This window comes from Streptomyces sp. NPDC013457, from assembly GCF_043089925.1.
In the GTDB taxonomy this organism is placed as follows: domain Bacteria; phylum Actinomycetota; class Actinomycetes; order Streptomycetales; family Streptomycetaceae; genus Streptomyces.
Genome location: NZ_JBICBL010000011.1, coordinates 226,201 through 249,357 on the forward strand (window position 1 = coordinate 226,201; position 23,157 = coordinate 249,357).

General features: G+C 71.2%; 20 protein-coding genes and 1 pseudogene. 12 read left to right on the top strand and 9 right to left on the bottom strand.

The features are described 5' to 3' along the window. Window positions 1-81 precede the first annotated feature (81 nt). Window positions 82-1,365 (bottom strand): SGNH/GDSL hydrolase family protein, encoded by a 1,284-nt coding sequence (locus tag ACF1G2_RS28325; RefSeq protein ID WP_391801005.1) that lies wholly within the window; start codon window positions 1,363-1,365, stop codon window positions 82-84. 131 nt (window positions 1,366-1,496) lie between these two features. Then, window positions 1,497-1,736 carry an antitoxin gene (locus tag ACF1G2_RS28330; RefSeq protein ID WP_391801006.1) on the bottom strand — a complete coding sequence of 80 codons (240 nt, stop codon included), beginning with the start codon at window positions 1,734-1,736 and terminating at the stop codon, window positions 1,497-1,499. A gap of 92 nt (window positions 1,737-1,828) precedes the next feature. Here ACF1G2_RS28330 and ACF1G2_RS28335 point away from each other — a divergent pair, with 92 nt between their 5' ends. The 3 genes from ACF1G2_RS28335 (at window position 1,829) to ACF1G2_RS28345 (ending at window position 4,343) form a co-directional block, all read left to right on the top strand. Next, a complete protein-coding gene (locus ACF1G2_RS28335; protein WP_391801007.1) occupies window positions 1,829-2,140 on the top strand; it encodes a hypothetical protein in 312 nt (103 codons plus the stop codon). A 10-nt stretch (window positions 2,141-2,150) separates the two neighbouring features. Further along, complete coding sequence (locus ACF1G2_RS28340) at window positions 2,151-2,921, top strand: HNH endonuclease family protein (RefSeq protein WP_391801008.1); 771 nt, start codon at window positions 2,151-2,153, stop codon at window positions 2,919-2,921. Window positions 2,922-2,990: 69 nt separating this feature from the next. Next, window positions 2,991-4,343, top strand: a complete 1,353-nt coding sequence (locus ACF1G2_RS28345) for a tetratricopeptide repeat protein (RefSeq protein ID WP_391801009.1) — start codon at window positions 2,991-2,993, stop codon at window positions 4,341-4,343. A gap of 70 nt (window positions 4,344-4,413) precedes the next feature. Here ACF1G2_RS28345 and ACF1G2_RS28350 read toward each other — a convergent pair whose 3' ends face one another. From ACF1G2_RS28350 to ACF1G2_RS28360, 3 genes are all read right to left on the bottom strand, one after another. Next, complete coding sequence (locus tag ACF1G2_RS28350) at window positions 4,414-5,013, bottom strand: DUF6262 family protein (RefSeq protein ID WP_391801010.1); 600 nt, start codon at window positions 5,011-5,013, stop codon at window positions 4,414-4,416. Beyond that, window positions 5,010-7,037, bottom strand: a complete 2,028-nt coding sequence (locus ACF1G2_RS28355) for a tyrosine-type recombinase/integrase (protein WP_391801011.1) — start codon at window positions 7,035-7,037, stop codon at window positions 5,010-5,012. The genes ACF1G2_RS28350 and ACF1G2_RS28355 overlap by 4 nt, the downstream gene beginning before the upstream one ends. Before the next feature lie 173 nt (window positions 7,038-7,210). Further along, the gene (locus ACF1G2_RS28360) at window positions 7,211-8,332 is read right to left on the bottom strand and encodes a tyrosine-type recombinase/integrase (protein ID WP_391801012.1); all 1,122 of its coding nucleotides are present in this window, start codon (window positions 8,330-8,332) and stop codon (window positions 7,211-7,213) included. A 123-nt stretch (window positions 8,333-8,455) separates the two neighbouring features. Here ACF1G2_RS28360 and ACF1G2_RS28365 point away from each other — a divergent pair. Together ACF1G2_RS28365 and ACF1G2_RS28370 are read left to right on the top strand one after the other, a co-directional pair. Next, window positions 8,456-8,896, top strand: a pseudogene (locus ACF1G2_RS28365) (HNH endonuclease family protein); the annotation flags it as partial. 40 nt (window positions 8,897-8,936) lie between these two features. Next, window positions 8,937-9,683: an N-acetyltransferase gene (locus ACF1G2_RS28370; protein WP_391801013.1), complete on the top strand. Its 747-nt coding sequence runs from the start codon at window positions 8,937-8,939 to the stop codon at window positions 9,681-9,683. Between the two features lie 75 nt (window positions 9,684-9,758). Here ACF1G2_RS28370 and ACF1G2_RS28375 read toward each other — a convergent pair whose 3' ends face one another. Next, entirely contained in the window at window positions 9,759-10,520 is a 762-nt protein-coding gene (locus ACF1G2_RS28375; RefSeq protein ID WP_391801014.1) for a hypothetical protein, read from the bottom strand. A 114-nt stretch (window positions 10,521-10,634) separates the two neighbouring features. Beyond that, window positions 10,635-11,414, bottom strand: coding sequence for a DUF4352 domain-containing protein (locus ACF1G2_RS28380; protein ID WP_391801015.1), 780 nt, complete (start codon window positions 11,412-11,414; stop codon window positions 10,635-10,637). A 223-nt stretch (window positions 11,415-11,637) separates the two neighbouring features. On the opposite strand from ACF1G2_RS28380, the gene ACF1G2_RS28385 reads away from it, so the two are divergent. From ACF1G2_RS28385 to ACF1G2_RS28400, 4 genes are all read left to right on the top strand, one after another. Then, window positions 11,638-13,710: an N-6 DNA methylase gene (locus tag ACF1G2_RS28385; protein ID WP_391801016.1), complete on the top strand. Its 2,073-nt coding sequence runs from the start codon at window positions 11,638-11,640 to the stop codon at window positions 13,708-13,710. Window positions 13,711-13,874: 164 nt separating this feature from the next. Then, window positions 13,875-14,411: a hypothetical protein gene (locus ACF1G2_RS28390; protein ID WP_391801017.1), complete on the top strand. Its 537-nt coding sequence runs from the start codon at window positions 13,875-13,877 to the stop codon at window positions 14,409-14,411. Continuing rightward, on the top strand, window positions 14,408-15,928 hold the full coding sequence (locus ACF1G2_RS28395) for a protein kinase (RefSeq protein ID WP_391801018.1): 1,521 nt from the start codon (window positions 14,408-14,410) through the stop codon (window positions 15,926-15,928). The genes ACF1G2_RS28390 and ACF1G2_RS28395 overlap by 4 nt, the downstream gene beginning before the upstream one ends. 121 nt (window positions 15,929-16,049) lie before the next feature. Next, window positions 16,050-16,454 carry a hypothetical protein gene (locus ACF1G2_RS28400; RefSeq protein ID WP_391801019.1) on the top strand — a complete coding sequence of 135 codons (405 nt, stop codon included), beginning with the start codon at window positions 16,050-16,052 and terminating at the stop codon, window positions 16,452-16,454. A gap of 74 nt (window positions 16,455-16,528) precedes the next feature. Here the strand turns inward: ACF1G2_RS28400 and ACF1G2_RS28405 are convergent, their stop codons facing one another. Further along, window positions 16,529-18,925 (bottom strand): YfhO family protein, encoded by a 2,397-nt coding sequence (locus tag ACF1G2_RS28405; RefSeq protein WP_391801020.1) that lies wholly within the window; start codon window positions 18,923-18,925, stop codon window positions 16,529-16,531. Between the two features lie 125 nt (window positions 18,926-19,050). Between ACF1G2_RS28405 and ACF1G2_RS28410 the strand changes: the two genes are divergently transcribed. The 3 genes from ACF1G2_RS28410 to ACF1G2_RS28420 all read left to right on the top strand — a co-directional run bounded on the left by ACF1G2_RS28410 (window position 19,051) and on the right by ACF1G2_RS28420 (window position 21,782). Beyond that, a complete protein-coding gene (locus ACF1G2_RS28410; protein WP_391801081.1) occupies window positions 19,051-20,037 on the top strand; it encodes a glycosyltransferase family 2 protein in 987 nt (328 codons plus the stop codon). Between the two features lie 95 nt (window positions 20,038-20,132). Continuing rightward, the gene (locus ACF1G2_RS28415; RefSeq protein ID WP_391801021.1) at window positions 20,133-20,777 is read left to right on the top strand and encodes a SurA N-terminal domain-containing protein; all 645 of its coding nucleotides are present in this window, start codon (window positions 20,133-20,135) and stop codon (window positions 20,775-20,777) included. A gap of 30 nt (window positions 20,778-20,807) precedes the next feature. Continuing rightward, entirely contained in the window at window positions 20,808-21,782 is a 975-nt protein-coding gene (locus ACF1G2_RS28420; protein ID WP_391801022.1) for a nucleoside triphosphate pyrophosphohydrolase, read from the top strand. A gap of 54 nt (window positions 21,783-21,836) precedes the next feature. Here ACF1G2_RS28420 and ACF1G2_RS28425 read toward each other — a convergent pair whose 3' ends face one another. Beyond that, the gene (locus ACF1G2_RS28425) at window positions 21,837-23,042 is read right to left on the bottom strand and encodes a globin domain-containing protein (protein WP_391801023.1); all 1,206 of its coding nucleotides are present in this window, start codon (window positions 23,040-23,042) and stop codon (window positions 21,837-21,839) included. Window positions 23,043-23,157: the final 115 nt, after the last annotated feature.

A 23,157-nucleotide genomic window follows, 5' to 3' on the forward strand; every position in this document is an offset into this window, starting at 1 on the left:
TCCGCGGTCCGCAGTCAGCGGTCAGCGGACAGCAGGCGCGCAGGCCTGCGGGGCGGGGGCCGAGCCCCGCCCCGCACGTGCTCAGAGCGTGTCGAGGTCCAGTGCCTCGGCCATCGCCCGGTATCCGGCGTCGCCCGGGTGGAGGTGGTCGCCCGAGTCGAAGGCGGGGAGCATCCGGTCCGGGTCGGCCGGGTCGGCGACGGCGCGGTCGAAGTCGACCACGGCGTCGTACGTGCCGGAGGTGCGGACCCAGTGGTTGAAGGCGTCCCGCTTGGCCTCGACGGCCGGGGTGTCGTAGAAGGAGCCCTTGACCGGGGTCAGGGTGGCGCCGACGACCCTGATGCCGCGGGCGTGGGCCTCGCGGACGAGCGCCCGGTGGCCCGCGGCGAGCTGCTCGACCGAGACCTCGGGGGTGGGATCGGCGACCCCGCTCGCGAGGCTGCCGCCGAAGTCGTTGATGCCTTCGAGGAGGATGACGGTCCGCACGCCCGGCTCGGTGAGGACGTCCTTCTTGAAGCGCTCGATGCCCTTCTCGCCCGCCCAGGTCGTGTCGTTGGTGACCTGGTTGCCGCCGATTCCGTGGTTGAGGACGCTTCGCGGCCTCCCGGCGGCGGCGAAGCGCTCCGCCAGCTCGTCGGGGTAGCGGTTGTTCGCGTCCGGGCCCGAGCCGACGCCGTCGGTGATGGAGTCGCCGAACGCCACGATGCCGTCCCTGCGGGCGGAAGCGCCGCCGCCGACCTCCACGCCGGAGAGGTAGTACCAGGAGCCGCTGCTCTCCGTGAACGCGGTCCCGCCGCGGTCGGCGCGGTGGTCACCGGTCGCGCGGTAGCTGGTGGCGGAGGCGAAGTGGTGGAACGTGGCCGGGCCGGTGGGCGCGGCGAGGTAGAGGGTGACCGTCACCGACTCCAGCGCCTTCACGGTGAACGGCACGCCGTCGCTGGATGCCGTTCCTCCGGCGGGGATCGTCACCGAGCGGCCCTTGCCGAAGGAGAGGTGCCGGACGGAACCGGCCTTCACCGAGGCGCCCTTGTCCGTGCGGGCCACGGTTGCGCCGGTGATCCGCAGCGGGGTCGTGCCGTATCGGTTGGAGAGTTCGATCCGGGCCCTGGTGCCGCCGGTGGTGACCCGGACGACCTGGCGGACCGTGTGGTCGGAGAAGCCCTGTCGGGACCAGTTGGGGGCGAAGGGCGTGGCCGGGGCGTGCGGCGAGGCGGCCCAGGCGCCGCGCCACGGGCCGCTGTCGTGCCGTGCCTCGGCGGCCACCGCACCGCCGGCGGGGAGGGCGAGGGCGGTGAGCGCGGCGGCGGTCAGTGCGGCAACGGTGGTACGTCGTAAGGGCGTTGTGATCCGGGTCGAGGTCGTCATGTAGGGAGACAATCGGAGAGGCACTCCGGTTATTCCGTGCGGACCCGGACGGCGCCGGGACGCCCGGGACGCACCGCGGCCGTGGGGCGCGCGTGACGCGTACCCCACGGCCGGACGTGTGTGGAGGAGCCTCAGGTCGGGGGCTGGTCCTGTCCCCGCTGCGGGTCCTGGCCCCGCTGCCTGTCGATGTACTCCTGAGCCTTCTGCTGGGCCTGGTCGACCTGGCCGGCGTGCTTGCCGCCGGTCTTCTGGTCGATCATGTCGCCAGTGCGGTCGACGCCCTGCTGGGCCTTGTCCGGGTGCTGGCCCATCATGCCCTTGAGCTTGTCCATGATCCCCATGATCTGCGCGACTCCTTCGAAAGGGGGCATACAGCTCATTCGACGCTACGCGCCCCCTGTCGATTCCGCGCGCCGAACGGCCTCGTGGCCTGGACCAGGCGGGGGCTGGCTAGGATCCGGGCGTGCTCAGCTACCGCGGGTTCCTCCCCGTCGCCGCCCTCGCCTCCGCCGTTCTCATAACCTCCGGCTGCACACAGGCCCCTGACGGCTCCCCGGCCGAGGGCGCCCCCGCCGTGCGCGGCTCCGCGCTCGCCGCCGTGGACACCCTCACGGTCAAGGGTCGGGCCCCCAAGACCGGCTACGACCGGGAGAAGTTCGGCCGGGCCTGGGCCGACGTCGACGGCAACGGCTGCGGCACCCGCGTTATCTCTATGGTTCGCGCTGTGGTGGGGCTGTTCTCGCAGCGTATGCAGGGTGTGGTCGCCTGTGCGTAGCGAGAGGCACATGAGTCACAGGCCGCTGCGTACGCGCGGGAAGAGGGTCGTCCTTACGGTCACCGTTGCCGTCACGCTCGTCGCAGGCTGTGATGGTCTGGAGCCGGGCGGAAGCTCCGCGGGATCCGGACCGGACGCCGCCGCCGGGCGGGCGGCGAGCCCGCTGACGAATCCGGACGGAACGAAGCCGGGGCTCGGCGCGCTCGCGTCGCAGGCGGACAAGGCGAACGCGCGCAAGCTCGTCGACAAACTCACAGTCAAGGGGCGTGGGCCGAAGACGGGCTACGAACGGGACAAGTTCGGCTATGCGTGGACGGACAGGGCGTACGGGGTGCCGCTGGCGAGGAACGGTTGTGACACACGGAACGACTTGCTGAAACTCCATGGACAGGACGTCGAGTTCCGTAGGGGTTCCGACTGCGTCGTCGTGTCGATGGACCTGTACGACCCGTACACCGGCAAGGACATCGCCTGGAAGAAGGCGAACGCCAGTGAGGTACAGATAGACCACGTGGTGCCGTTGTCGTACGCCTGGCAGATGGGTGCCTCGCGTTGGAACAAGGAGAAGCGGCAGCAGCTGGCCAACGACGTGCTGAACCTTCTGCCGGTCTCGGGCTCCACGAACTCCGCCAAACGCGACTCCGGGCCGGCGTCCTGGCTGCCGCCGAACAAGTCGATCCGGTGCTCGTACGCAGTGCGGTTCGCGCAGGTGGCCCTCAAGTACGACCTCGCGGTGACGGCGGCGGACAGGGCGACGATGTTGAAGCAGTGCCAGGGCTGACAGCGTCCCCATGGTGTCCCGGCCTCGGCGTTGCGGGCCTCTCGGACGTGGTGGCTAAGGTGCGCTGTTATGGACGCTGCCGATCTCGACCGTCAAGCCCGGACCTTGTCCGGGTGTATTCCTCCACTCCTGGTCTCCCGGCTTCTTGAGATCGGCCACATTGAAGAGGTGGAGGCCCAAGCCCGTCGCGGGGAATGGTTCTGCGCGCGGGCCTGGGCGCAGCTGCTCAGTGACCAGGGTCGGCAAGCCGAGGCGCTGGAGGTGCTCTCTCCGTACGTTGCCACTGGCTGGTGGTCGGCAGCACGGATCCAGGCGGAGCTGCTGGAGAGCTGGGGGCGGGCAGAGGAAGCGATTGCGCTGGCCCTGCCGTACGCGAGCACGGGAGGGCTCCCGTTGGAGTATTACGCGCGCCTGCTGGCGCGGCACGGTCGTGCGGACGAGGCAGTCACTCGGCTGAGCGCGGGAATTGAGGACCGGCTTCTTGCCGCCGCTCTGGTCGACATCGCCGAGGGAGCAGGCCGGGACGAAGACGTCGCCGCGCTGCTGGCTGCCCGTATCCCGGACCAGCACCGCTGTGACAGTCCATGGTGCTGTCACGGTCTCGACCCCGACGACGCCATCGGGCTTCTTGCCACGATCCGCGAACGCCAGGGCCGCGTCGACGAAGCGATCGCCCTGCTGCATACCCGGTACATCACCTCGGTCAACAACCGGGATCAGCTGGCCGACCTGCTGGCGAGACACGGTCGGATCGAGGAACTGCGCGCGTACGCGGTGACCGAACGCCTCGGTCACGCCGCGCAGCGTCTGGCTGAGGCACTGGAGGAGCGCGGTGACGTGGAAGGCGCGGTCGCCGTGTACCGGCAGTCGGGCGACTCGCAGGACTTCCGGTGCCACGGCATGGTGCGACTGGCGGAGCTCCTGGCACGGCATGGCCGAGGGGGCGAAGCGGTGGATGTGATGCGAGTCCTGGCCGAGGCCCACAACGGGGACGACTGGATCCTGCATACGTGGTCCAACCTGTGCCTCGCACAGGGCCGCCCCGAGGCCGGCCTGGCGCACCTCGACGCCCTCGCCGCCGCCCGCGGGGGCGAGGAGGACTGGGACCTGTACTGGATACGGTTGCCGCTCATCGCCGCCCGCGACGGCGTCGATGCAGCGGTCGCACAGGCCTGCTCCCACCCCGAGGGATCCACCTCGTACGCGGCGCCGCACATCGCCGAGCTGCTCGTCGGCGCCGGACGCCCCGAGGAAGCTGTCGCCGTTCTCGAACAGCACGCCCCCGAGAACAGCAACGAACTTGCCGGCCACCTCATCGACCTGGGGCGCGTCAACGACGCCGTCGCACTCCTTCAGCAGCGTGATTCCGAGCCGGTCTCACCTGTCCGGACCGGCTCGTTCTTCAGTGATCCCCCATTCTGATTCCGCCTCTCACGGCTGCCCGGCAGACAACACTCAAGCCGGACAGCCGCAGGTGGTGGTGGAACGCGAGCTACGGGGATGGAACAGCCCGCATGGCACGGCGCAGACTGGCTCGTGCGGCGGTGAGGTCGTCCTCCGCCTCACGCAGTTGGCCCTCCAGGGCGGCGATCCGCTCCCTGGCCTCTGACAGAGCTTGCTCCAGCGCGGTATTCCGCTGCTCGATCTGCTGTACCCGCTCGATCAGCTCGTGCTGGTTCACGCCCTCCAATTCGGCGCCCAGTGACAGCCTGACCCGGTTACGAAGCTGATCGCGTTCCTTCTTGAGGTCCTTGATCTCTTCGCGGGCCAGTGCGAGGTCCGTCCGCAACCCGGCCGGAGACACCTGGGACGCTTCTGGAGTGTGGGAGTTCTGGCGACCTCGCGTTCGCTGGGCGGAGATGCCGTCCTGAACGGCCTGGTGCACCTGAGGCTGGTTGTAGACGAACCAAGTGGACACCGAGGCCTCCCGCGCCACTTGGGCGACGGTGATCCGTCGCCCCGAGTGGAGAAGGGCATTTACGGCGTCGAGTGCACGCCTCGTCTTGTCTTCGCTGTCCTTGGCGCGGCTGACGCGCAGCCGCTCGACCCGGGCGCTCCGGTCGTTGCCGCCGGAAGCAGCAGGAATCCTCATTCCGAGCTCCGTGTCGTGAGCGCCTGCAGAGGGATGAAGGCTGCTGCCGAACGTGCCTTGCGTAGCTCGCGTGAGGCGGATTCGACGGCGGCCCGCTCCTCGGCAGGCAGGGCGTCGAGCTTCCGCCGCATCTCGTCGGCCGACTTCGAGTAGGCGCGGATCTGGTCATCGAGATTGCGTACGACCCAGTCGGCGGCCTCCATCGCGAGGGCGGCTTCCTTGTCGGCTCGCAGGTCCGCGACCTGCTGTTCCAGGGCGGGGAGGTAGGAGGGATCGGGGCGGTAGAAGTCGCATCCGGCGCACTGGAAGCGGATGCGGCAGTGCCCGCCGCCCGCCTTGACGTTGCTCGGCTCGGTGCAGCCGCCGTAGGGAACACCGACGCTTTCCACCTCGTAGGCGAGGGGATCGCCGAATCCGCGGGCTGCTCCGTGCCGGTCGACGGCGAGTGCCGCGACCGTGCGCACGGCCTCCTGCTTTCGGCTGAGGGAGACTTTGTAGTACCCCATGGTCACGTCCAGTGAACGGTGGTCCATGAGTTCCCGCAGGACGTCGGGGCGAGTGCCCGCGTCCGCATGGCGCTGGGCGTAGGCGTGGCGGAAGCCGTACGGGACGATCTGGGTCCGGTCGTAAGCGAGCGGGGCGCCGTCCTCGTCGAGCCGGTCGTCCACAAGGTCTGGGATCAGTTCGTCGATCCAGTTCCGGAAGATCCGGTTGCAGAAGTGCGAAGTGTTCAGATGCCCGCGGCGCGGACGGTTGCGCTGTCCGGGCGAGGGAAACAGCCACTGGGCGCAGGCCGGTACGGCCGGTAGCGCATCGAGCTCCTTCTGCCAGGTTTCGATCAGCTGGGCGGTGCTCTCCGAGATCGGCAGCCGACGGCCGTGGCGTCGCCGTTTGTGGTTGTCATAGATCAGCGTCGGCTTGCCGTCGACCCGCTCCAGGCAGTCGCGGCGCAGGCTGGTGACCTCGCCCGGACGCCGGCCGGTGTCCCGGAGGACCGCGTAGACCACCTGGTACATCCGCGCGAAGTCGGCGGCCGCCCAGCCGCCGCTCGCGTACCCCGTCGAGGTGCCCAGCAGATCGAGGTGCGCGTCGAGCTGGGCGATGACGTGCTCGGGGATCGCACGGCCGAGATCGTCCTCGGTCACTTCCACGGCGGCGATGCTGTGGAAGCGGGGGTTGAGCGCGAACCCGCCGGGCACGTGATCCATCATCCCGGCCTGACGGGCGTAGTCCAGGAACGTGCGCCAGTGGCGCAGCAGGGCTCTCCGGTGGCTGGTGGAGTAGTCGTGACCGTCCTCGGGACGCTTGGTGATTCGGAACATGTCCACTACGGCGTTCATGTCAGCCATGGCGAGGAGCCCGGGCTCATCCCCGTGGGGGCGGCCTGCCAGCGCGGAGGACGCGATGGTTGCCGCGTAGACGGTCTGCCGTAGGTCCATGACGTTGGGGCGTGCCGTGCGGCCGTACGCCTTGACCAGCTCCCGCAGCCAACGCTGCCGTACCGGACGGAAGTCGATGTCGCCGTGGACAGCGGTGTACTTGCGACCGCGCCCTGCCGTCAACCCGATGAGCGCGCACTCCCATACGTCGCCCGAGGTCGGATCGGTGCCCTCGAACTCGATGCGTGCGCGTCGGACGTGCTGGAGAACACCGTTCAGGACGCCGGAAGTCGCGGCTGGAAGCCCGGAGGAGAAGGAGGCGTCCAGGTCGAGGAGCGAGCCGAGTCCGGCGGGGAGGCCGGCCACGATGCGGCGTACCCGCTGGGGGACCAGGCTGATTCCGGCGTCGTCGCGCTGCTGTAGCCCGTACAAGAGCTCCTGGCGGACCGCGGGGCTCACACCCGCGAGCGAGAACTGGGAGACGCCGGGCATCGCCCCGTTGGCGGAGGCGTTGGGCCTGCGGCGAGACGGATCCGGGGTGTGCGTGGTGTCGAAGTCCGCAGGGTTCCCCAGGAGGTATCGGGCTTTCCGGCAGGCGTCGCAGCGGGAGCCGTTGCTCGCCACATGGGTGGTGCAGGAGGCCACGGAGCAGACGAACACGCTGGTCGTCGGGTTACCAGGATCGGCAGTGAACAGTGCCTGAACGGGGTCCCACTCATCTGCCCGCCAGCCCGACGGAAGGCGCGCCGCGAGCCATGACGGCCACTCCGGTTCAACGGAGACGGAGGCAACGACAGCCGAGCGGAGAGGTGCAATGGTCATCGCAGCAGCTCCGAAGCGAGGCTTTCGACGGCCGCGCGGAGATCCTCGTCCTGGGCGTGCACGTACACGGCTGTGCTCGCCGACGAGGCATGGCCCAGGAGTGTCTGCACGACGTCCGGAGCGACCCCGTTGCGAATCCAGCGGGTGGCGGCCGTGTGCCGCATCATGTGCGGCCGGGCGGTCAGACCGCAGCGTCTCCCGATCCGTTCGACCACTTGCTTGGCGTTGGAGTACGACAGGGGCCGTCCCGCGTGCACGCCGACGAGATTGACGAAGACGTAGTCACAGTCGGCGGAGCCGGCCACCTGTTCACGCTCGGCGAGATGATCGCGATACCGATGCACCACCTCTGGCGTCAGCGGAACCATGCGAGGGCGCCCGGCCTTGGCCCGTGCCCCGTTGACGTTGTCCTGCCGAGGCCTGACGTGCAGGTGCGCGCCACCAATCCGGCAGCCGAGATGGCTGGAATCGGGGAGTAGATGCATGTCCTCGCGCCGCAGTCCGAGGGCTTCGCCGATGCGGAGGCCGGCTTCCACGAGGACGGTCAGCAGCAGCCGGTCACGCGCGGTGCGAGCGGCGTTGAGGATCTGATCCGTCTGGGCTCGGGTGAGCGTCTGCGGTGCCCGCTCGATCTCCGGCGCCTTCAGGACGCGGGCTTTGACCATCAGGTGCTGGCCGCCCTCGCCGGGGTCGAAGCCGGCCGGGGCGTGGGCGAGGAAGCGCGGCTCGCTGAGACGCGCGGCGACTTCGTGATTCACATGGCCCTGGACCGCGCAGAAGCGGAGAAACTCGCATACCGCGGTGAGCGTGGCGTTGACCGTCTTGCCGGACGGAGGCCGCCCGTACTGGGTCGGTGTCCGCTCGACGTGGAACTTGAACAGACTCATGTCCCCGAGCCGGACGGTCCTCCAGTCGGTACCCCGCTCTGCGCACCAATTGAGGAAGCGGCCGATTCTGGGGATGTACGCGCGCTGTGTCTGCGGTGACCGCCCGGATCCGCGCAGGTACAGGGAGAACTCACGGACTTCGAGGTGGGGCGCGTACGTCTCCTCGTCGACCAGGAGCCAGGTGGTCTCGCCGCTGGTAGGCGATACGGCCTTCTCTGTGCGTAACGTCATGGGATCTGCTCCCTGTCTCCTATGTCACTCATGTGCCTCATGGCGTGACTGATAACAGCGAGGGACAGGAATGGGTTACGGCTGTGCCTCATGTGCATCGCGATCGGGAGAGAGATGGAGATAACCCGCGACGACATCCTCAGGCGCGATCTGGCGGACGTCCGCCTCAAGGACGGCCGCTGCAAGGTCGCCTCCGGGATCCTGGCGGACGACCCGTACACCGGGGACCGCGTCGACTTCGTCCGCGGTCGCAGCAAGGTCGACATCGACCATCTCGTCGCGCTCTCCGACGCCTGGCAGAAGGGCGCGCAGAAGTGGGACGCGGAGAAGCGGCGACGGTTCGCCAACGACCCGCTCAACCTGCTCGCCGTCGAGGCGTCCGCGAACCGGCGCAAGTCCGACGGGGACGCGGCGACCTGGCTGCCGCCGAACAAGGCGTACCGCTGCACCTACGTCGCCGCGCAGGTCGCCGTGAAGAAGAAGTACGGGGTCTGGGTCACGCGGGCCGAGCTCGACGCGATGAAGAACGTCCTCGGCCGGTGCCCGGAGCAGAGGCTTCCGTAATTCGTTTTCCCGCTGCGCGAACGATCGTTAGCCTCCGCTGATGGAACTGAACATAACGACCCTCGCCGAGCGCCCCGAACTCGAAGGCGCGATGTGGGCGATGAAGGACCTCTGGCCGGAGTTCACGGTCAACGACCCGGTGGGCTGGTCGCACTTCGGCCGGATCGTCACGGAACTGCCGGAGTACGTCCTCGTCGGCACCGACCCCGACGGCAAGGTCGTCGCGCGTGCGTTCAGCGTCCCCTTCCGGCTCCACGCCGAGGGGCGCGGCGAACTGCCCGCCACCGGCTGGGACCAGGTACTCCTCTGGGCGTTCTCGGACCGGCGGCACGGACGCGTGCCGGACACGGTCAGCGCGATCGAGGTCACCGTGGACACGAGCGTGCTCGGCCGGGGGCTCTCGGCGAAGATGCTCGGCGCCATGCGGGACAACGCCCGTCGGCTCGGTTTCTCGGAGGTCGTCGCCCCGGTCCGCCCCAACGGCAAGCACCTGGAGGCCGCGTCCTCCATCCACGAGTACGCGTTCCGTACGCGCGAGTCGGACGGCCTGCCCCACGACCCGTGGCTGCGCGTCCACGTCAGGGCCGGTGCCACGGTGGAGGCGGTGGCCCCGGCCTCGATGACGGTCGCGGCCTCGGTGGAGCAGTGGCGCGCCTGGACCGGGCTGCCGTTCGACACGGACGGCCCGGTGGAGGTCGAGGGCGCGCTGGTCCCGGTGCACTGTGAGGTCTCCCGCGGCTACGCGGTCTACGTCGAGCCGAACGTGTGGGTCCGCCACGCGCTGTGAACAGCCCGAAAGGGTGTGAGGGCCACTCCCCGGCAGTGGCCCTCACACCCTTGTCGGCGCCCGTGTCCGTGCGGGTCAGCCGGTCTTCTCCTCGTCGACGACGTCCTTGGCCGCCGGGACCTTCGCCGCGACGGGCTTCCCGTAGTCGGTGAACGTCATCGTCCCCGGCTCCTCGCCGCCCGCCGTCACGATCTTCAGGATGTGCGGCTCGCCCTGCGTCGCCACGTAGACCGTCGTCGTCTCGTCGCCGGACTTCTCCGTGAGCGTCAGGGCCTTCTTGCCGCCGACGGTCGTCTCCTTGCCCTTGACCGCGAAGTTGATCCCCTCCTCGAAGCTGCCGAGGAGCGACTTCAGGTCGCAGAGTTCGAGGTTGTCCTTGGCCTCGGGGTCGGTCACCGGGGTCTTCACCCAGCGGCCCTTCAGCTCCTTGAGGACCGCCTCCTGGACCTCGGGCGATTCGCCCTCCGCCTGGGCCCGCAGGAACGCCTCGTCGAAGCGGAGGTAGACGTCCTTGTCGTCGGCCTTGACCAGCTCGGCCGTGCCCGTCGTGCCGACGGTCAGGGTGCCGGCGCACTGTCCGCCGGTGTTCATCGACAGATACGCCTTCATCGGCCCGTCGGTCGTCTTCGTGGCGAGGTCGAGGGTCAGGGAGTCGGCCTTCTTCGTCGCGGCGACGGCCTTGTTGGCGATCTCGGGTCCGGTCAGGTCCCCGAAGGGCCCGGAGGCCTTCGCCTCGCCGGAGAAGGGGCCGCAGGCGGTGGCCGTGAGTGCGGCCGCGGCGCAGAGCGCGGAGACCAGGGCCGTGCGGCGGGTGCGGGGATGGCGGGCGGCAGACATGGTGGGTTCTCCGGGGGTGGGGAGGGCGTACGGGGGAGCGGGGGAGTCGAGCGCCGGGGGGGCGAAGGGCTGAGCGGCTGAGCAGTGGAGGGTGTGGCGGGGCCGGGCGGAGGGTCAGCCGACCTTCAGCTCCCACTGGGAGGCCTCGTGCTCCAGGCCGGGGCTGACCTCGACCGAGAGGTCCTTGGCGTCCTTCGGGGTGTCGAAGGCGTAGACGACCGTGGACTTCTTGCCGGGCAGGATGGAGCCGCTGAAGCCGGTGCCGACCTTGTCGTCGAAGACCTGCTCGGCGGTCACGCCGTCATTGCCGGCGCGGGCGGTCAGCGTCACCAGCGCGGCGTCGAACTTCTCCTTGCCGCCGTTCTCGATCACGACGGTCACCTGGTAGGCCTTGTTGCCCTCGGTGTGGCCGGCGGCGAACTCGCTGGGCTTGTACGACTTGGCCTCCGAGACCGTGACCTTGATGTCGTCGTAGATCGCGGTGTCACCGGCGGCGAGGCCCTTGCCTGCGTTCCCCTTGCCCGTGCTGTCCGAGGGGTCCTGCGGGGCGGAGTCCTGGATGGACTTGTCGGCAGCCTTCGCCGCGTCGTTCACCGCGTCGCTCACGAGAACGTACGTGACGACCACACCGACCACCGAGAGGATCAGGGCGGCGAGGCCCAGGATCGCGCCTGTCGTCGTCACGCCCTTGTTGTTCGCCTCGCCGCGCTTCACGCGGCCTCTGCCCGTGAGGCCGAGGATCAGGGCGATCAGGCCGAGGATGCCGGCCAGCCAGAAGAGGAAGGGGATGAAGCCGGAGACCGTGCCGATGATGCCGAGAACGAGGGCCGCGGTGCCGAGACCGTTGCGCGCGGCCACGTGCGGGACCTGCGGGGTCTGGGTGTCGTACGACATGGGTGTCCTCCCGGACGAGACGCGTCGATGGTTGATCGGGCCCTTCCGGACCCCCGTGGAGCGATGAATCAATAACAGCAGAGCTTGTGAACCGAGTCAACACGGTTCACAAGATTTGAATCGGCTCACGCTGTGAAGCGATGGGTCTTGCGCGCGTCGGTAGGATCGGGGTCACAGCACGTGAACGCGGGGAATCGTGCGGAAAGCCAAGGGAGGCAGCCAGGTGCCGGAGCACGCAGCAGAGGTGACCGCCGCCGGGATCGCCCGGCTCGCCGGAGTCGGACGGGCCGCGGTGAGCAACTGGCGGCGCCGCCACGCCGACTTCCCCCGGCCCGTGGGCGGCACCGAGACCAGCCCCTCCTTCGCCCTCGCGGACGTCGAGCGCTGGCTCCGCGCCCAGGGCAAGCTCGCGGAGGTCCCCCTGCGCGAGCGCGTCTGGCAGCAGATCGCCGGCCACCCGGCGGGCGCCGTCACCGCCCTCGCCCAGGCCGGCTGCGTCCTGCTGCTCGTACGGGACCGCTCCACCGCCTGGCCGGCCCTCGCCGCCGTCTCCGACGAACGGCTCGCCGAGACCCTGCCGGTCGCCCTGGAGGAGGTCCTCACCGAGCGCTTCGGCGTCGATCCGGCGGTCCGTACGCCCACCGCGGCCGAACTCGCCCCCGCCGTCGCCCTCCTGCGCGGCGCCGCTGACCTCGCCGCCGAGACCGGCGCCCGCCAGGCCTTCGAGTTCCTGCTCGGCCGCCACCTCGACGCCAACCCGCGCCAGTACACGCTGACCCCGCCCGGACCCGCCGCCCTGATGGCCGCGCTCGCCGCCCCCGGCGCCGGCCCCGCCCCCACCGTCCTCGACCCGGCATCCGGCACCGGCAGCCTGCTCCGCGCCGTCTCCCACCCCGGCGCCCTGTACGGCCAGGACGCCGACCCCGACCTGGCCGCGCTCACCGCCCTGCGCCTCGCCCTCGCCTCCGACGCCGACATCCGCGTACGGACCGGGGACAGCCTGCGCGCCGACGCCTTCCCCCACCTGACGGCGGACACCGTGCTCTGCCACCCGCCCTTCAACGAGCGCAACTGGGGCCACGACGAACTGGCCTACGACCCCCGCTGGGAGTACGGCTTCCCGGCCCGGACCGAATCCGAACTGGCCTGGGTCCAGCACGCCCTGGCCCGGCTCCGCGCCGGCGGCACCGCCGTCCTCCTCATGCCGCCCGCCGCAGCCTCCCGGCGCTCGGGCCGCCGCATCCGCGCCGACCTGCTGCGCAGGGGCGCCCTGCGGGCCGTCGTCGCCCTGCCCGCGGGCGCCGCCCCGCCCTACGGCATCCCGCTCCACCTCTGGGTGCTGCGCAGGCCCGCCCCCGGCGTCACCCCGTCCCCGGAGCTCCTCGTCGTCGACACGACCGGCGACCACATCGGCGGCGCGGGCCGCGACAAGCTCGACTGGCAGGCCGTCCACACCGCCGTACTGGACGCCTGGCTGCCCTTCGACAAGCACGGCACGGTCGTCGAGACCCCCGGCGCGAGCAGGGCCGTGCCCGTCATCGAACTCCTCGACGACGACGTCGACCTGGCGCCCGCCCGCCATCTGCCGCCCCCGGCGGCGGGTGGCGGCGCCGCCGAACTCCTCGCGGTCCGCGACCGGCTGGCCGAGACCCTGGGCCACACCGTCGCTCTCACCCCGCCCCCGGCCCTGCCCGCGGACACCGCCGCCGACCCGGCCGCGGCCGCCCGGCCCACCGGCGTCACCGTCGGCGAGCTGGCCCGCACCGGTGCCCTCGAACTCCGCGCGGGCGGCACCGGCACCACCGCCTTCGACGGCGCCCCCCTCCGGGTCCTCACGGAGAACGACGTCTTCGCCGCGCAGCAGCCCACCGGGTCCCTCCCCGACGGAGCCCCCGAGGAGCCCGTCGTCCTCGCCGAGGGCGACGTCGTCGTCCCCGTCCTCGGCGGCGGCTCCCTGGCCCGGGTGGTCGAGGCCTCCACCGCCGGAGCAGCCCTCGGCCGCAACCTCCAGCTCCTGCGTCCCGACCCGGCCGCGCTCGACCCCTGGTTCCTGGCCGGGTTCCTGCGCGGTACCGCCAACACCCGCCAGGCCAGCAGCTACGCCTCCACCGCCACCCGGCTCGACGTCCGGCGCCTCCAGCTCCCCCGTCTGCCGCTCGCCGAACAGCAGCGGTACGGGGAGCGGTTCCGGGCCCTCGCCGAGTTCGAGGACGCGCTGCGGCTCGCGGGCCGGCTCGGCGAGCAGCTGGTCCAGGGGCTGTACGACGGGCTCGCGGACGGCACGGTGGCGCCCTGAGCGGTGGCACCGTGATCGGTCCGACAACGGTTCGGTACAACCCTGGAGCCGTTGTCCCCGTCGGTGTATACGCTCGTCCCCGCAACCGAAACGAACGCCCAGGAGCAGGAATGTACGGCCACGGCTATGCGCCTCCGCCACCACCGCGCGCCATTCCGACGTCGGTGATCGTGCTCCGCGTGCTCTTCGCGATGCTGCCGCTGTTCAGCATCGGGTTCCTGACGTGGGGGACCATGATCCGGCTCGCCGTGGTGACCCGTCGCACGCTCGACTGGATCCTGTGCGGGGTCTCCGCGGCCGTCATGATCACCGGCATGGTCCTGCTCCCGGAGGACATCGAGACGACGCAGGCGGACGTCGCCATGGCGATGATCCTGCTCAACGCGGCGGCGTTCACGGTCTACTTCCTTGTCGTCGACATCAAGCACGACAAGGTCCGCCTCGGCCTCGCGTCCCCCGCGGGCACCTCCCCGTACAGCCCGTACGGGTCGACCGTGCCGCGCCACCAGGCCGGTTACGTCGCCCCGGCGCAGTCCCAGTCCCAGCCCCGGCCCCTGCAGCAACAACCACAGCCCCAGCCGCAGCAGCGGCCCGTGGTCCCGCCCCAGCCCGCCACCCCGCCGTCCAACCCCCGGATCGAACAGGTCCGCGCCGAGCTGGACGAACTCAGCCACCTCCTCCGTAAGGACGAGGAGAAGTGAACGGACGCGTCATCGGCGGACGGTACGAACTGTCCACCGTCATCGGCCAGGGCGGCATGGGCCAGGTCTGGACGGCGTACGACGGACGGCTCGACCGCCGCGTCGCCGTCAAGCTGCTCCGCCCCGCCACCATGACCGGCCCCGCCACCGCCGCCGAGGAGCTGCGGCGCCGCTTCGTGCGCGAGTGCCGGGTCACGGCCCAGGTCGACCACCCGGGCCTGGTCACCGTCCACGACGCGGGCAGCGACGGCGACGACCTCTACCTCGTGATGCAGTACGTCGACGGCGCGGACCTCGCCGACCACCTCGCCGAGCACGACCCGTACCCCTGGGAGTGGACCGTCTCCGTCGCCGCCCAGCTGTGCGCGGTGCTCGCCGCCGTGCACGCGGTGCCGATCGTCCACCGCGACCTCAAGCCGCGGAACGTGATGGTGCGTCCGGACGGCACGGTCACCGTCCTGGACCTGGGCGTGGCCTCCGTCCTGGACACCGACACCACCCGCCTCACCCACACCGGCTCGCCGATCGGCAGCCCCGCCTACATGGCGCCCGAGCAGGCCATGGGCGGCGCCGTCGGCCCGTACACGGATCTGTACGCGCTCGGCGTCCTGATGCACGAACTCCTCAGCGGCAACGTCCCGTTCGCCGGATCGACCGCGCTCGGCGTGCTCCACCGCCATCTGTACGAGCCGCCGCTGCCGGTCCGGCAGCTGCGCCCCGAGGTGCCGGAGGCCCTGGAGGCGCTGGTGCTGCGGCTGCTCACCAAGGACCCGCAGCACCGCCCCGCGGGGGCGCACGAGGTGTACGAGGCGCTGCTGCCGCTGCTTCCCGCGCGGGGTGCCCCGGCCGGGCCGCTCGACCCGACCCGCCCCTTCCTGCGCCCGCACGCGCCCTGGCCCGACCGCGCCTCCGCCCCCGCCCCGCCGGTGGCGCCTCCGGTCCCGCCGCCGGTCGCCCGCCCGGACGTGGCCGCCACGGTCGACGAGGTCAAGCGGCTGCTCGGCGAGGGCTCCCTGACGCGGGCCGTCGACCTTCTCGGCTCCATCCTGCCCGCGGCCGCCGCGGAGCACGGCGAACACTCGCCCGTCGTCCGCATCCTGCGCAAGCAGTACGCGACGACGCTCATGGACGACGGCCAGTACCGCCGGGCCCTGCCGGAGCTGCGCCGGCTCGCGGAGGACCGCGCGGCGGAGTCCGGCCCGGCCGACCCGCAGACGCTGCAGTTCCGCTACGAGGCGGCGCAGTGCCTGGAGCAGCTGGGGGAGACGGCCGCGGCGCTGACGGAGTACCGCGCCCTGCTTCCGTTCGTCGAGCAGGGCGCGGATCAGAGCCGGTTCTTCGACATCCGGCGCCGGATCGGGAACCTCCTCCTGGCGATGGGGGACCACACGGCGGCCCACCAGCAGCTCCAGTCGCTCCTGTACGACACGGAACGGGCATACGGCCCGTATCACTCGCTCCCGACCGACCTGCGCCGCGCGTTGGCGCGCCAGCAGCAGATGGGCCGCTTCGCCTGACGGGGCGCCAGAATCACGACTCCGCAACTGATGTGGAATTGGATCTTCATGGTCCGCTTTGCCCCTTCCGGGAGATGTAGCGTTCGCGTCTGATCATGTTCACGTCCCCAAGGAAGACCTCATGACGACGCAGCCGCCCGCCTCCTCCGAGCAGCCCCTCACTCCTGCCGAGCAGCCTCTCGCGCCCACCGAGCCGGCGAAGAAGAAGCGCAGCATAGGCAAGACGATCCTGAGCATCGTCGTGGCGTTCGCCGCGATCCTGTTCTGGAAGCTCGGCCTCCCGTACCTCACGGGTGAGGCGCCCGTCTCCGCCAAGGTCGGCGAGTGCGTGACGGTGACCGGCTCCGACACCGACCCCGAGGTCGACACCAAGCCGTGCGGCGAGAAGGTGCCCGACCTCTACAAGGTCGTGAAGGTCATCGACGACACCTTCGACGTGGAGAAGTGCGGCGACGTGAGTGAGGTCGCGCTCGCGCAGCAGCTGGAGTCGTACAAGTTCGTCCTCTGCCTGAACCCCGTCAAGTAACGGACCGGTGCACGGAGAAGGGCCGGACCCGGCGGGGTCCGGCCCTTCTCGCGCGTCCACGGGCTTCGCCCCGCTCAGCCCGTCTGCGTCAGCGTGTCCGCCCGGACCTCGGCCGACGGCGGGACCTCCGTGGAGGTGCTCCCTCGCCGTGCCCGGCGGGCGGCCGTCACGAACCACGCCGCCAGCAGCAGCACCGCTCCGGCGCCAAGGCCCAGGCCCGCACGCAGGCCCGGCGGGCGGAAGTCGCAGCTCACCGACGTCCGCCCGCCGAGAGCCACGGCCACCAGGCCGCCGTACGAGGCCGCCGGGCGGCCCTCGCAGGTCCAGCCCGCGATCCTCGGGGCCGCGATCAGGGCCGTCCCCCTCGTACCCGGCGCGAACCGCGCGCGGATGCCGCTGTCGGTGACGTCGACCGAGGTCGCCGCCTTCGCGCGCAGACCCTCCACCGCCGCCGCCAGCCGCCCCCGGTCCAGGCAGCCGACCTCGTGGGCAGCGCCGCGTTCCCCCTTCAGGCCCACGACCTCGCCCGCCGTCTCCTGCACGCCCAGCGAGGTCAGCGCGGCCCGCCGCTTCGGCAGTTCACCGCTCATCCTCACCGGCGTGCCGCCCGCCCCGAGCCGGGCGGTCCCCCGGAAGCCGGGGGCCCAGAGGAAGACTTCGCTGCCGACCGGGCAGCCCGCCTTCCCGGGCAGGTCGTACACGGACGAGCCGAGCAGCATCTCCTGGTTGCGGAACGGGGAGGCCCCGTACCGCGGCACGGCGGCCCCCTCCGGACGTACCGTCACCAGCGGCAGCGCCGCGTCCGTCCGCACCACCCGGTCCCCCCGCCACCGCGCGCCGACGCCGAACAGCGCGTCCGTCACCGGGTTGTCCAGGCTCTGAAGATTGCGCCCCCGCGAGGTCCAGCCGCCGCCGAGCGCGGCCAGCGTCTCCGTCAGCACCGTGGGCGTGTGACTGCTGTAGTACGCGGCGCCCTGGCCACCGAAGAGCATCGGCTCGTTACCGGTGATCTGCTCGCGGCCGGAGTCGGTGCGGTACGCGGGCCAGCCGTCGGCCTCGGCGAGCGCCTCCGTCCGCTTCCGCTGCTCGGCGCCCCACGCCGGGTAGTCGTCGAGCCGCCCGAGCCGCTCCCGGTCCGCGTACGCCGTCGTCGCGGCCGCCTGTCCGACGAGCGCCGCGGCCAGCAGCGCCGCCGCCACGACCGGAACCCTCCCCCGCGCGGCCAGCCACAGGCCCCCGCAGGCCCCCGCCAGACCGAGGGCGAACAGCGGGTAGGACCAGGCGGTCACCGACTCGCCGGCGACCGCGCCGACCCCGACCGCCGCCACCACGCCGACCCCGCCGAGCAGCGCGCGCCGTCCGGGCCAGCCGTACGAGAGGACGATCCAGGCGACGAGCACCAGGACGCCGGAGAAGACGAACGTCTGCCGGTACGGGCTGCCGTTCGGTGTGGCGAAGACATGCCACACCAGATGCGTCGGCCCCCACTGCAGCGACACTCCGACCGCGACCGCCGACCCGGCCCACAGCCACCGCTCCCGGCGCGGCACCTTCCGGTGGAAGAGCAGCGCCCCGGCGAGCAGCAGCGTTCCGGTGCCCAGGAACGCGGCGGGGGTGTAGAAGCCGTACGTCGCCGGGAGCAGCCGTGCGAGGAAGTCCGGCCAGCCGGCGGGCTGGAAGTTGGTCGTCCAGCCCGGGTACGCGTGCGTCGAGCCGAGGAACACCGGCACGAGGACCGGTGCCGCGAGCCCGATCCCGAGCAGCACGGTCGCCGCCCCCCGCACCACCACGCGGACGCGCAGCTCACGAGCCGCCGCGAGCCGGACCAGGAGCACGAGCGCCGCGCCGATCGTCGCCATGTACGCGGTGTAGAAGTTGCCGACCCAGCAGAGCGCGACGACCAGCGGACCGAGCAGCGGCCGGCGGGCCTGCCGTGCCCACTCGCCGACCAGGACCAACAGCGGGAAGGCGATCAGGCCGTCGAGCCACATCGGGTTGTACGTGGCCTCGATGACCGACCAGCCGCACAGCCCGTACGAAGCGCCGAGCACCGCCGCCGCCCACCAGGGGCCGGGCCGCAGCCGTAGCAGCGTCGCGGTCATGGCGGCCGCGGCGGCCGCCATCTTCAGAAGCGTGACGGCGTAGACCGCGTACTCGATGTCGTCGCGCGGGAAGAGCGCCACGAGGAGGGCGAACGGGCTGCCCAGATAGGTCCCGAGGTCGGGCAGGAAGCTGGTGCCCCAGCCGGACTGCCAGTTGAGGAGCAGCCCGCCGTCCCCGCGTCCGTGCAGCAGGTCCCACAGGTGGGCGTGGTACGGGACGAACTGGTTGGCCAGGTCGTTGACGCTCCGGCGCTCCGGACCGAAGGGGAAGGTGCGGGCGACCGCGTCTCCCGCGCAGACCGCGAGGACGGTGAGGAACGAGGCGAGGCCGGCGGAACGGCCCACGGCCGGTCTGGTCTGAGCAGGCATGATGGTGTGAATATGCCAGTACGGAACTCGAAATGGTGATCGGGCGGGGCCAGTTCACCGAATGGTCGCCTGTCGGTCATGTTTCGAATCGGCCGGAGACATCCACGTCGGCTGTCGTGTCCTTCGTGCTGCTCTCGATCGTGGTTCCGTGTTTCAACGAAGAGGAGATCATCGGTCGCTTCCACGACCATGTGACCGCAGAACTCTCCGGTTTCGACGGAGAATTCGAGCTGGTCTACGTGGACGACGGAAGTCATGACCGGACCCTCCCTCTCCTGGAGGAGATCGCCGCCTCCGACCCTCGCGCCCGTTACGTCTCCTTCAGCCGGAACTTCGGCAAGGAGGCCGCGATGCTGGCCGGCCTCCAGCACGCGGAGGGCGACGCGGTCGTCATCATGGACGCCGATCTCCAGCATCCGCCGGAGCTCGTGCACCGCATGGTGGCCCTGCACCGCGAGGGGTACGACCAGGTCATCGCGCGGCGCACCCGCAAGGGCGACCGGGTCACCCGCACCGTGACCGCGCGCCTCTACTACTGGGCGATCAACCGGCTGGTGGACGTCGAGCTGGTGGACGGCGTCGGCGACTTCCGGCTGCTCTCGCGCCGTACCGTCGACGCGATCCTCGAACTCACCGAGTACAACCGCTTCTCCAAGGGCCTTTTCGCCTGGGTCGGATTCCGCACCACCACATTCGAGTACGAGAATGCGGTGCGCGAGCAGGGCCGCTCGAAATGGACCTTCGGAAAGCTGCTCAACTACGGGCTCGACGGACTGCTCTCCTTCAACAACAAGCCGCTGCGGGCCGCCGTCTATCTGGGAATATTCCTGGTCTCGGTGGCGCTGGCGTACGCGGCGTGGATCGTCGGCGACGCGCTGGTGAACGGCGTGGACACCCCCGGATACGTCACGCTGCTCGTCATCGTCACGGCGCTCGCCGGTGTCCAGATGGTGATGCTCGGGCTCGTCGGCGAGTACGTGGGGCGCATCTACTACGAGGTGAAGCGGCGCCCGCACTTCCTGGTGAAGGCCACGAACGCCGATCTTCCGCGCCCCAGGACCGACACCAGCCGAACCGTTCCGTCGTTGGTCGAGACAGTCACGACGAAGTAGTGGCCGCGAAGGAGTGGCCCCGGCTCCGGTGACTGCCTAACATCGATCACCGCAAGGTCGTTCAACTGACGCACGACCCACGCCGGGAGGCTCCTTTGCACCGCCGCACCGCGCTCTCCGTCTCCGCCGCGCTCCTCGCCGCGGCCCCGTTGCTCACCGCATGCGGCGGTGAGGCCCACCCAGGGGCGGCGGCCGTCGTCGGCGGGGAACGGATCGAGGTGTCCAGCCTCCAGGCGCAGGTGGAGGACGTACGGGCCGCACAGCAGGCCTCGCCGCAGGCGGCGCAGCTGATCGAGGCGACCGGCGACCTCAGCCGCGAGAAGCTCAACGTGATGATCTTCGACCGGGTGGTGGACCGGGTCGCCGAGGACAACGGCATCACGGCCACACGCGGCGAGATCCAGCAGGCCAGGGACGAGTTCACACAGCAGAGCGGCGGCCCGGAGCAGCTGGCCGCGACCCTGCTCCAGCAGCAGGGCGTCGCCCCGGACCAGATCGACGGGGTCGTCCGCCGCACGGTCCTGATGAACAAGATCGCCGCCAAGCTGGGCATCGCGAACACCCCCGAGGGCCAGAAGAAGCTCACGGAGGTCTTCACCGCCGCGTCCAAGGACCTCGGCATCGACGTCAACCCGCGCTTCGGCACGTGGGACGACGCCAAGATCCAGCTCGGCACCTTCCAGGCCCCCTGGCTGCGCCAGATCACCCAGGACCCGGCCACCGCCGAAGCGGGTGCGTAGCCGGTTCGTCCGGCCACGTAAGGTCGAAGGGTGAACGCTGAATCACCCGTCGACCCCGGCCGTGTCGTCCTGCTCACCGCCAGCCACCGTGTGGCGCCCGGACTGCTGTCCTGGCCCGCGTGGCAGGCGCTGCACGGCGCCGACCGGGTGCTGTGCGCCGACGAGCACCACCCACAGCTGCCGTACCTCCGCGAGGCCGGGGTCGCCGTCGAGCACGCGAGCCCCGCCGCGCAGGATCTCCTCGACGCGTGCGCCGGGGGCCGGACCGTCGTCGTGCTGCCCTCGGGCGAGGGCGACCGGGCGCTGACCGACGGGCTCGCCCGGCTGGCCGGGTCGGGCCGCGTCACGATGCCCGACCTGGAGCTGCTGCCCGGCTCGTACGACCTGCCCGGCGCCCGGCTCCTCGATCTGGTGCAGGTCATGGACCGGATCAGGCGCGAGTGCCCCTGGTCCTCGCGCCAGACCCACAAGGGTCTCGCCAAGTACGGCCTCGAGGAGGCGTACGAACTCGTCGAGGCGATCGAGGACGGCGACCGCACCGAGCTGCGCGAGGAGCTCGGGGACGTCCTGCTCCAGGTCGTCTTCCACGCCAGGATCGCGGAGGAGGACGAGGAGGAACCGTTCTCCCTGGACGATGTCGCCGGGACGATCGTGGAGAAGCTGATCCACCGCCATCCGCACGTCTTCGGCGACGCCGAGGCCGAGACGCCGGAGGAGGTCAAGGAGCACTGGCTGCGCACCAAGGCGATCGAGAAGCAGCGCGACTCGGTCACCGAAGGGGTGCCGCTCGGCCAGCCCGGTCTCGCGCTCGCCGCCAAGCTGGCGGGCCGGGCGCGGACGGCCGGCCTGGACGTCGAGCTGCCGAAGGGCGAGGGGATCGGCTACGAGCTGCTCGCCCTCGCGGCACGGGCCGAGGCGACCGGAGTCGACCCGGAGGCCGCCCTGCGCGCCGCCGCGCGCGTCTACCGCGACACGATCCTCGCGACGGAGAACGCGGCGAAGTAGGGAGACCGGGACCACGACGAAGCCGACGGCCACGGCGGCCTCGGCGGGCCCGGATCAGGGGTGGTGCGGAGCCCGGGCCGCCGGGTCGTGCCAGGGGACTTCCGGCGGGTCGATGAACCACTCCGCCGGGCCGGCCGGGCGGCCGCGCGAGCCGCGCGGCGCCGGCAGACGGTCGTGGTGGACGCGGGCGGCACCCAGGTGGTCCAGGACCGGGAGCACCTCGGCGAGGAAGCCGGGCGGGCCCGCCAGATACACGTCGTGGGCACGCCAGTTGCCGCAGGTGTACAGCGCGTGGAGCAGGCGCTCGGTCGCCTGGTCGCGGGGGTGGCGGGGCGCGGAGGTGATGTACGTGACGCGCAGCCCGGGTATCCGTTCCCTCAGGCGCTCGGCGTCCTCCCTCCCGTACAGGTACTCCTTCGCGCGCGCGACGAGGAAGAGCCGGGCCTCGACTTCCTCCGCCGCCTCCGCCACCTCTTCGAGGAGCGCCTTGACGGGCGCCCAGCCGGTGCCGGCGGCGATGTAGCTGCGCGGACCGCCCGGCGCGGTCCGCGAGGTCAGCGCGCCGCCGGGCGCACTCAGCCGCAGCGACTCGCCCTCCCGCGTCTCGTCGACGAGCGCCGTGCTCATCGCACCGCCCGGGATCCGGCTGACGTGCAGCTCGACCGTCCCGTCCGTGCGGACGGCGTTGGCCAGGGAGTACGTCCGCCACACCCGGGGGACCCGCAGCGAGCTGACGCCGACGTACTGCCCGGGCAGATGGGCGAAGGGCCTGCGCGGCTTGAGGGTCAGGACCGCCAGGTCCCCGCCGAGCCGCTCGTGGCGGACGACGACCGCGTCCCACCAGGCCGGCTGCCTTTCCGCGTCGGCCTGGCCGGCGCCCCGCATCATGTGCTCGGCGACGTACCCGTACGCCTCGGTCCACGCCTTCTCGGCCTCGATGGTCCAGGCGGCCCCGGCGGCGTGCGCGAACGCGGCGCCGAGGCTCGACCCGACGGCGGCGTAGAGCGCGGGCGTGGCCATGAACTTGCGGTGGTCGCGCCCCAGATGGGCGAGGTAGGCCGGCAGCCCGGGGTCCTCCAGGCGGGTCACGACATGGGTGAGCGCGGCGAAGAGCCGGTCGTGCTGGGCCCGCATGTCCTCGGGGAAGAGCTCACGGACGCCCGGGTTGTGCCAGAACAGATGGGAGTAGAAGAAGGTGACGGCGTGTTCGGCCCGCCTCTCGACGACGGCGAACAGGCTTCTGAGTAACTGGGCGTCCACGCGGAAGAATCTAGGCCACGCGTCTTCACAGGACGATCACATCTCACATCTCGCGGATCGGGGATGGCGGATGGCGGATGGCGGATCGCGGGCCGGAGGCCGGGCGGACAGTGAC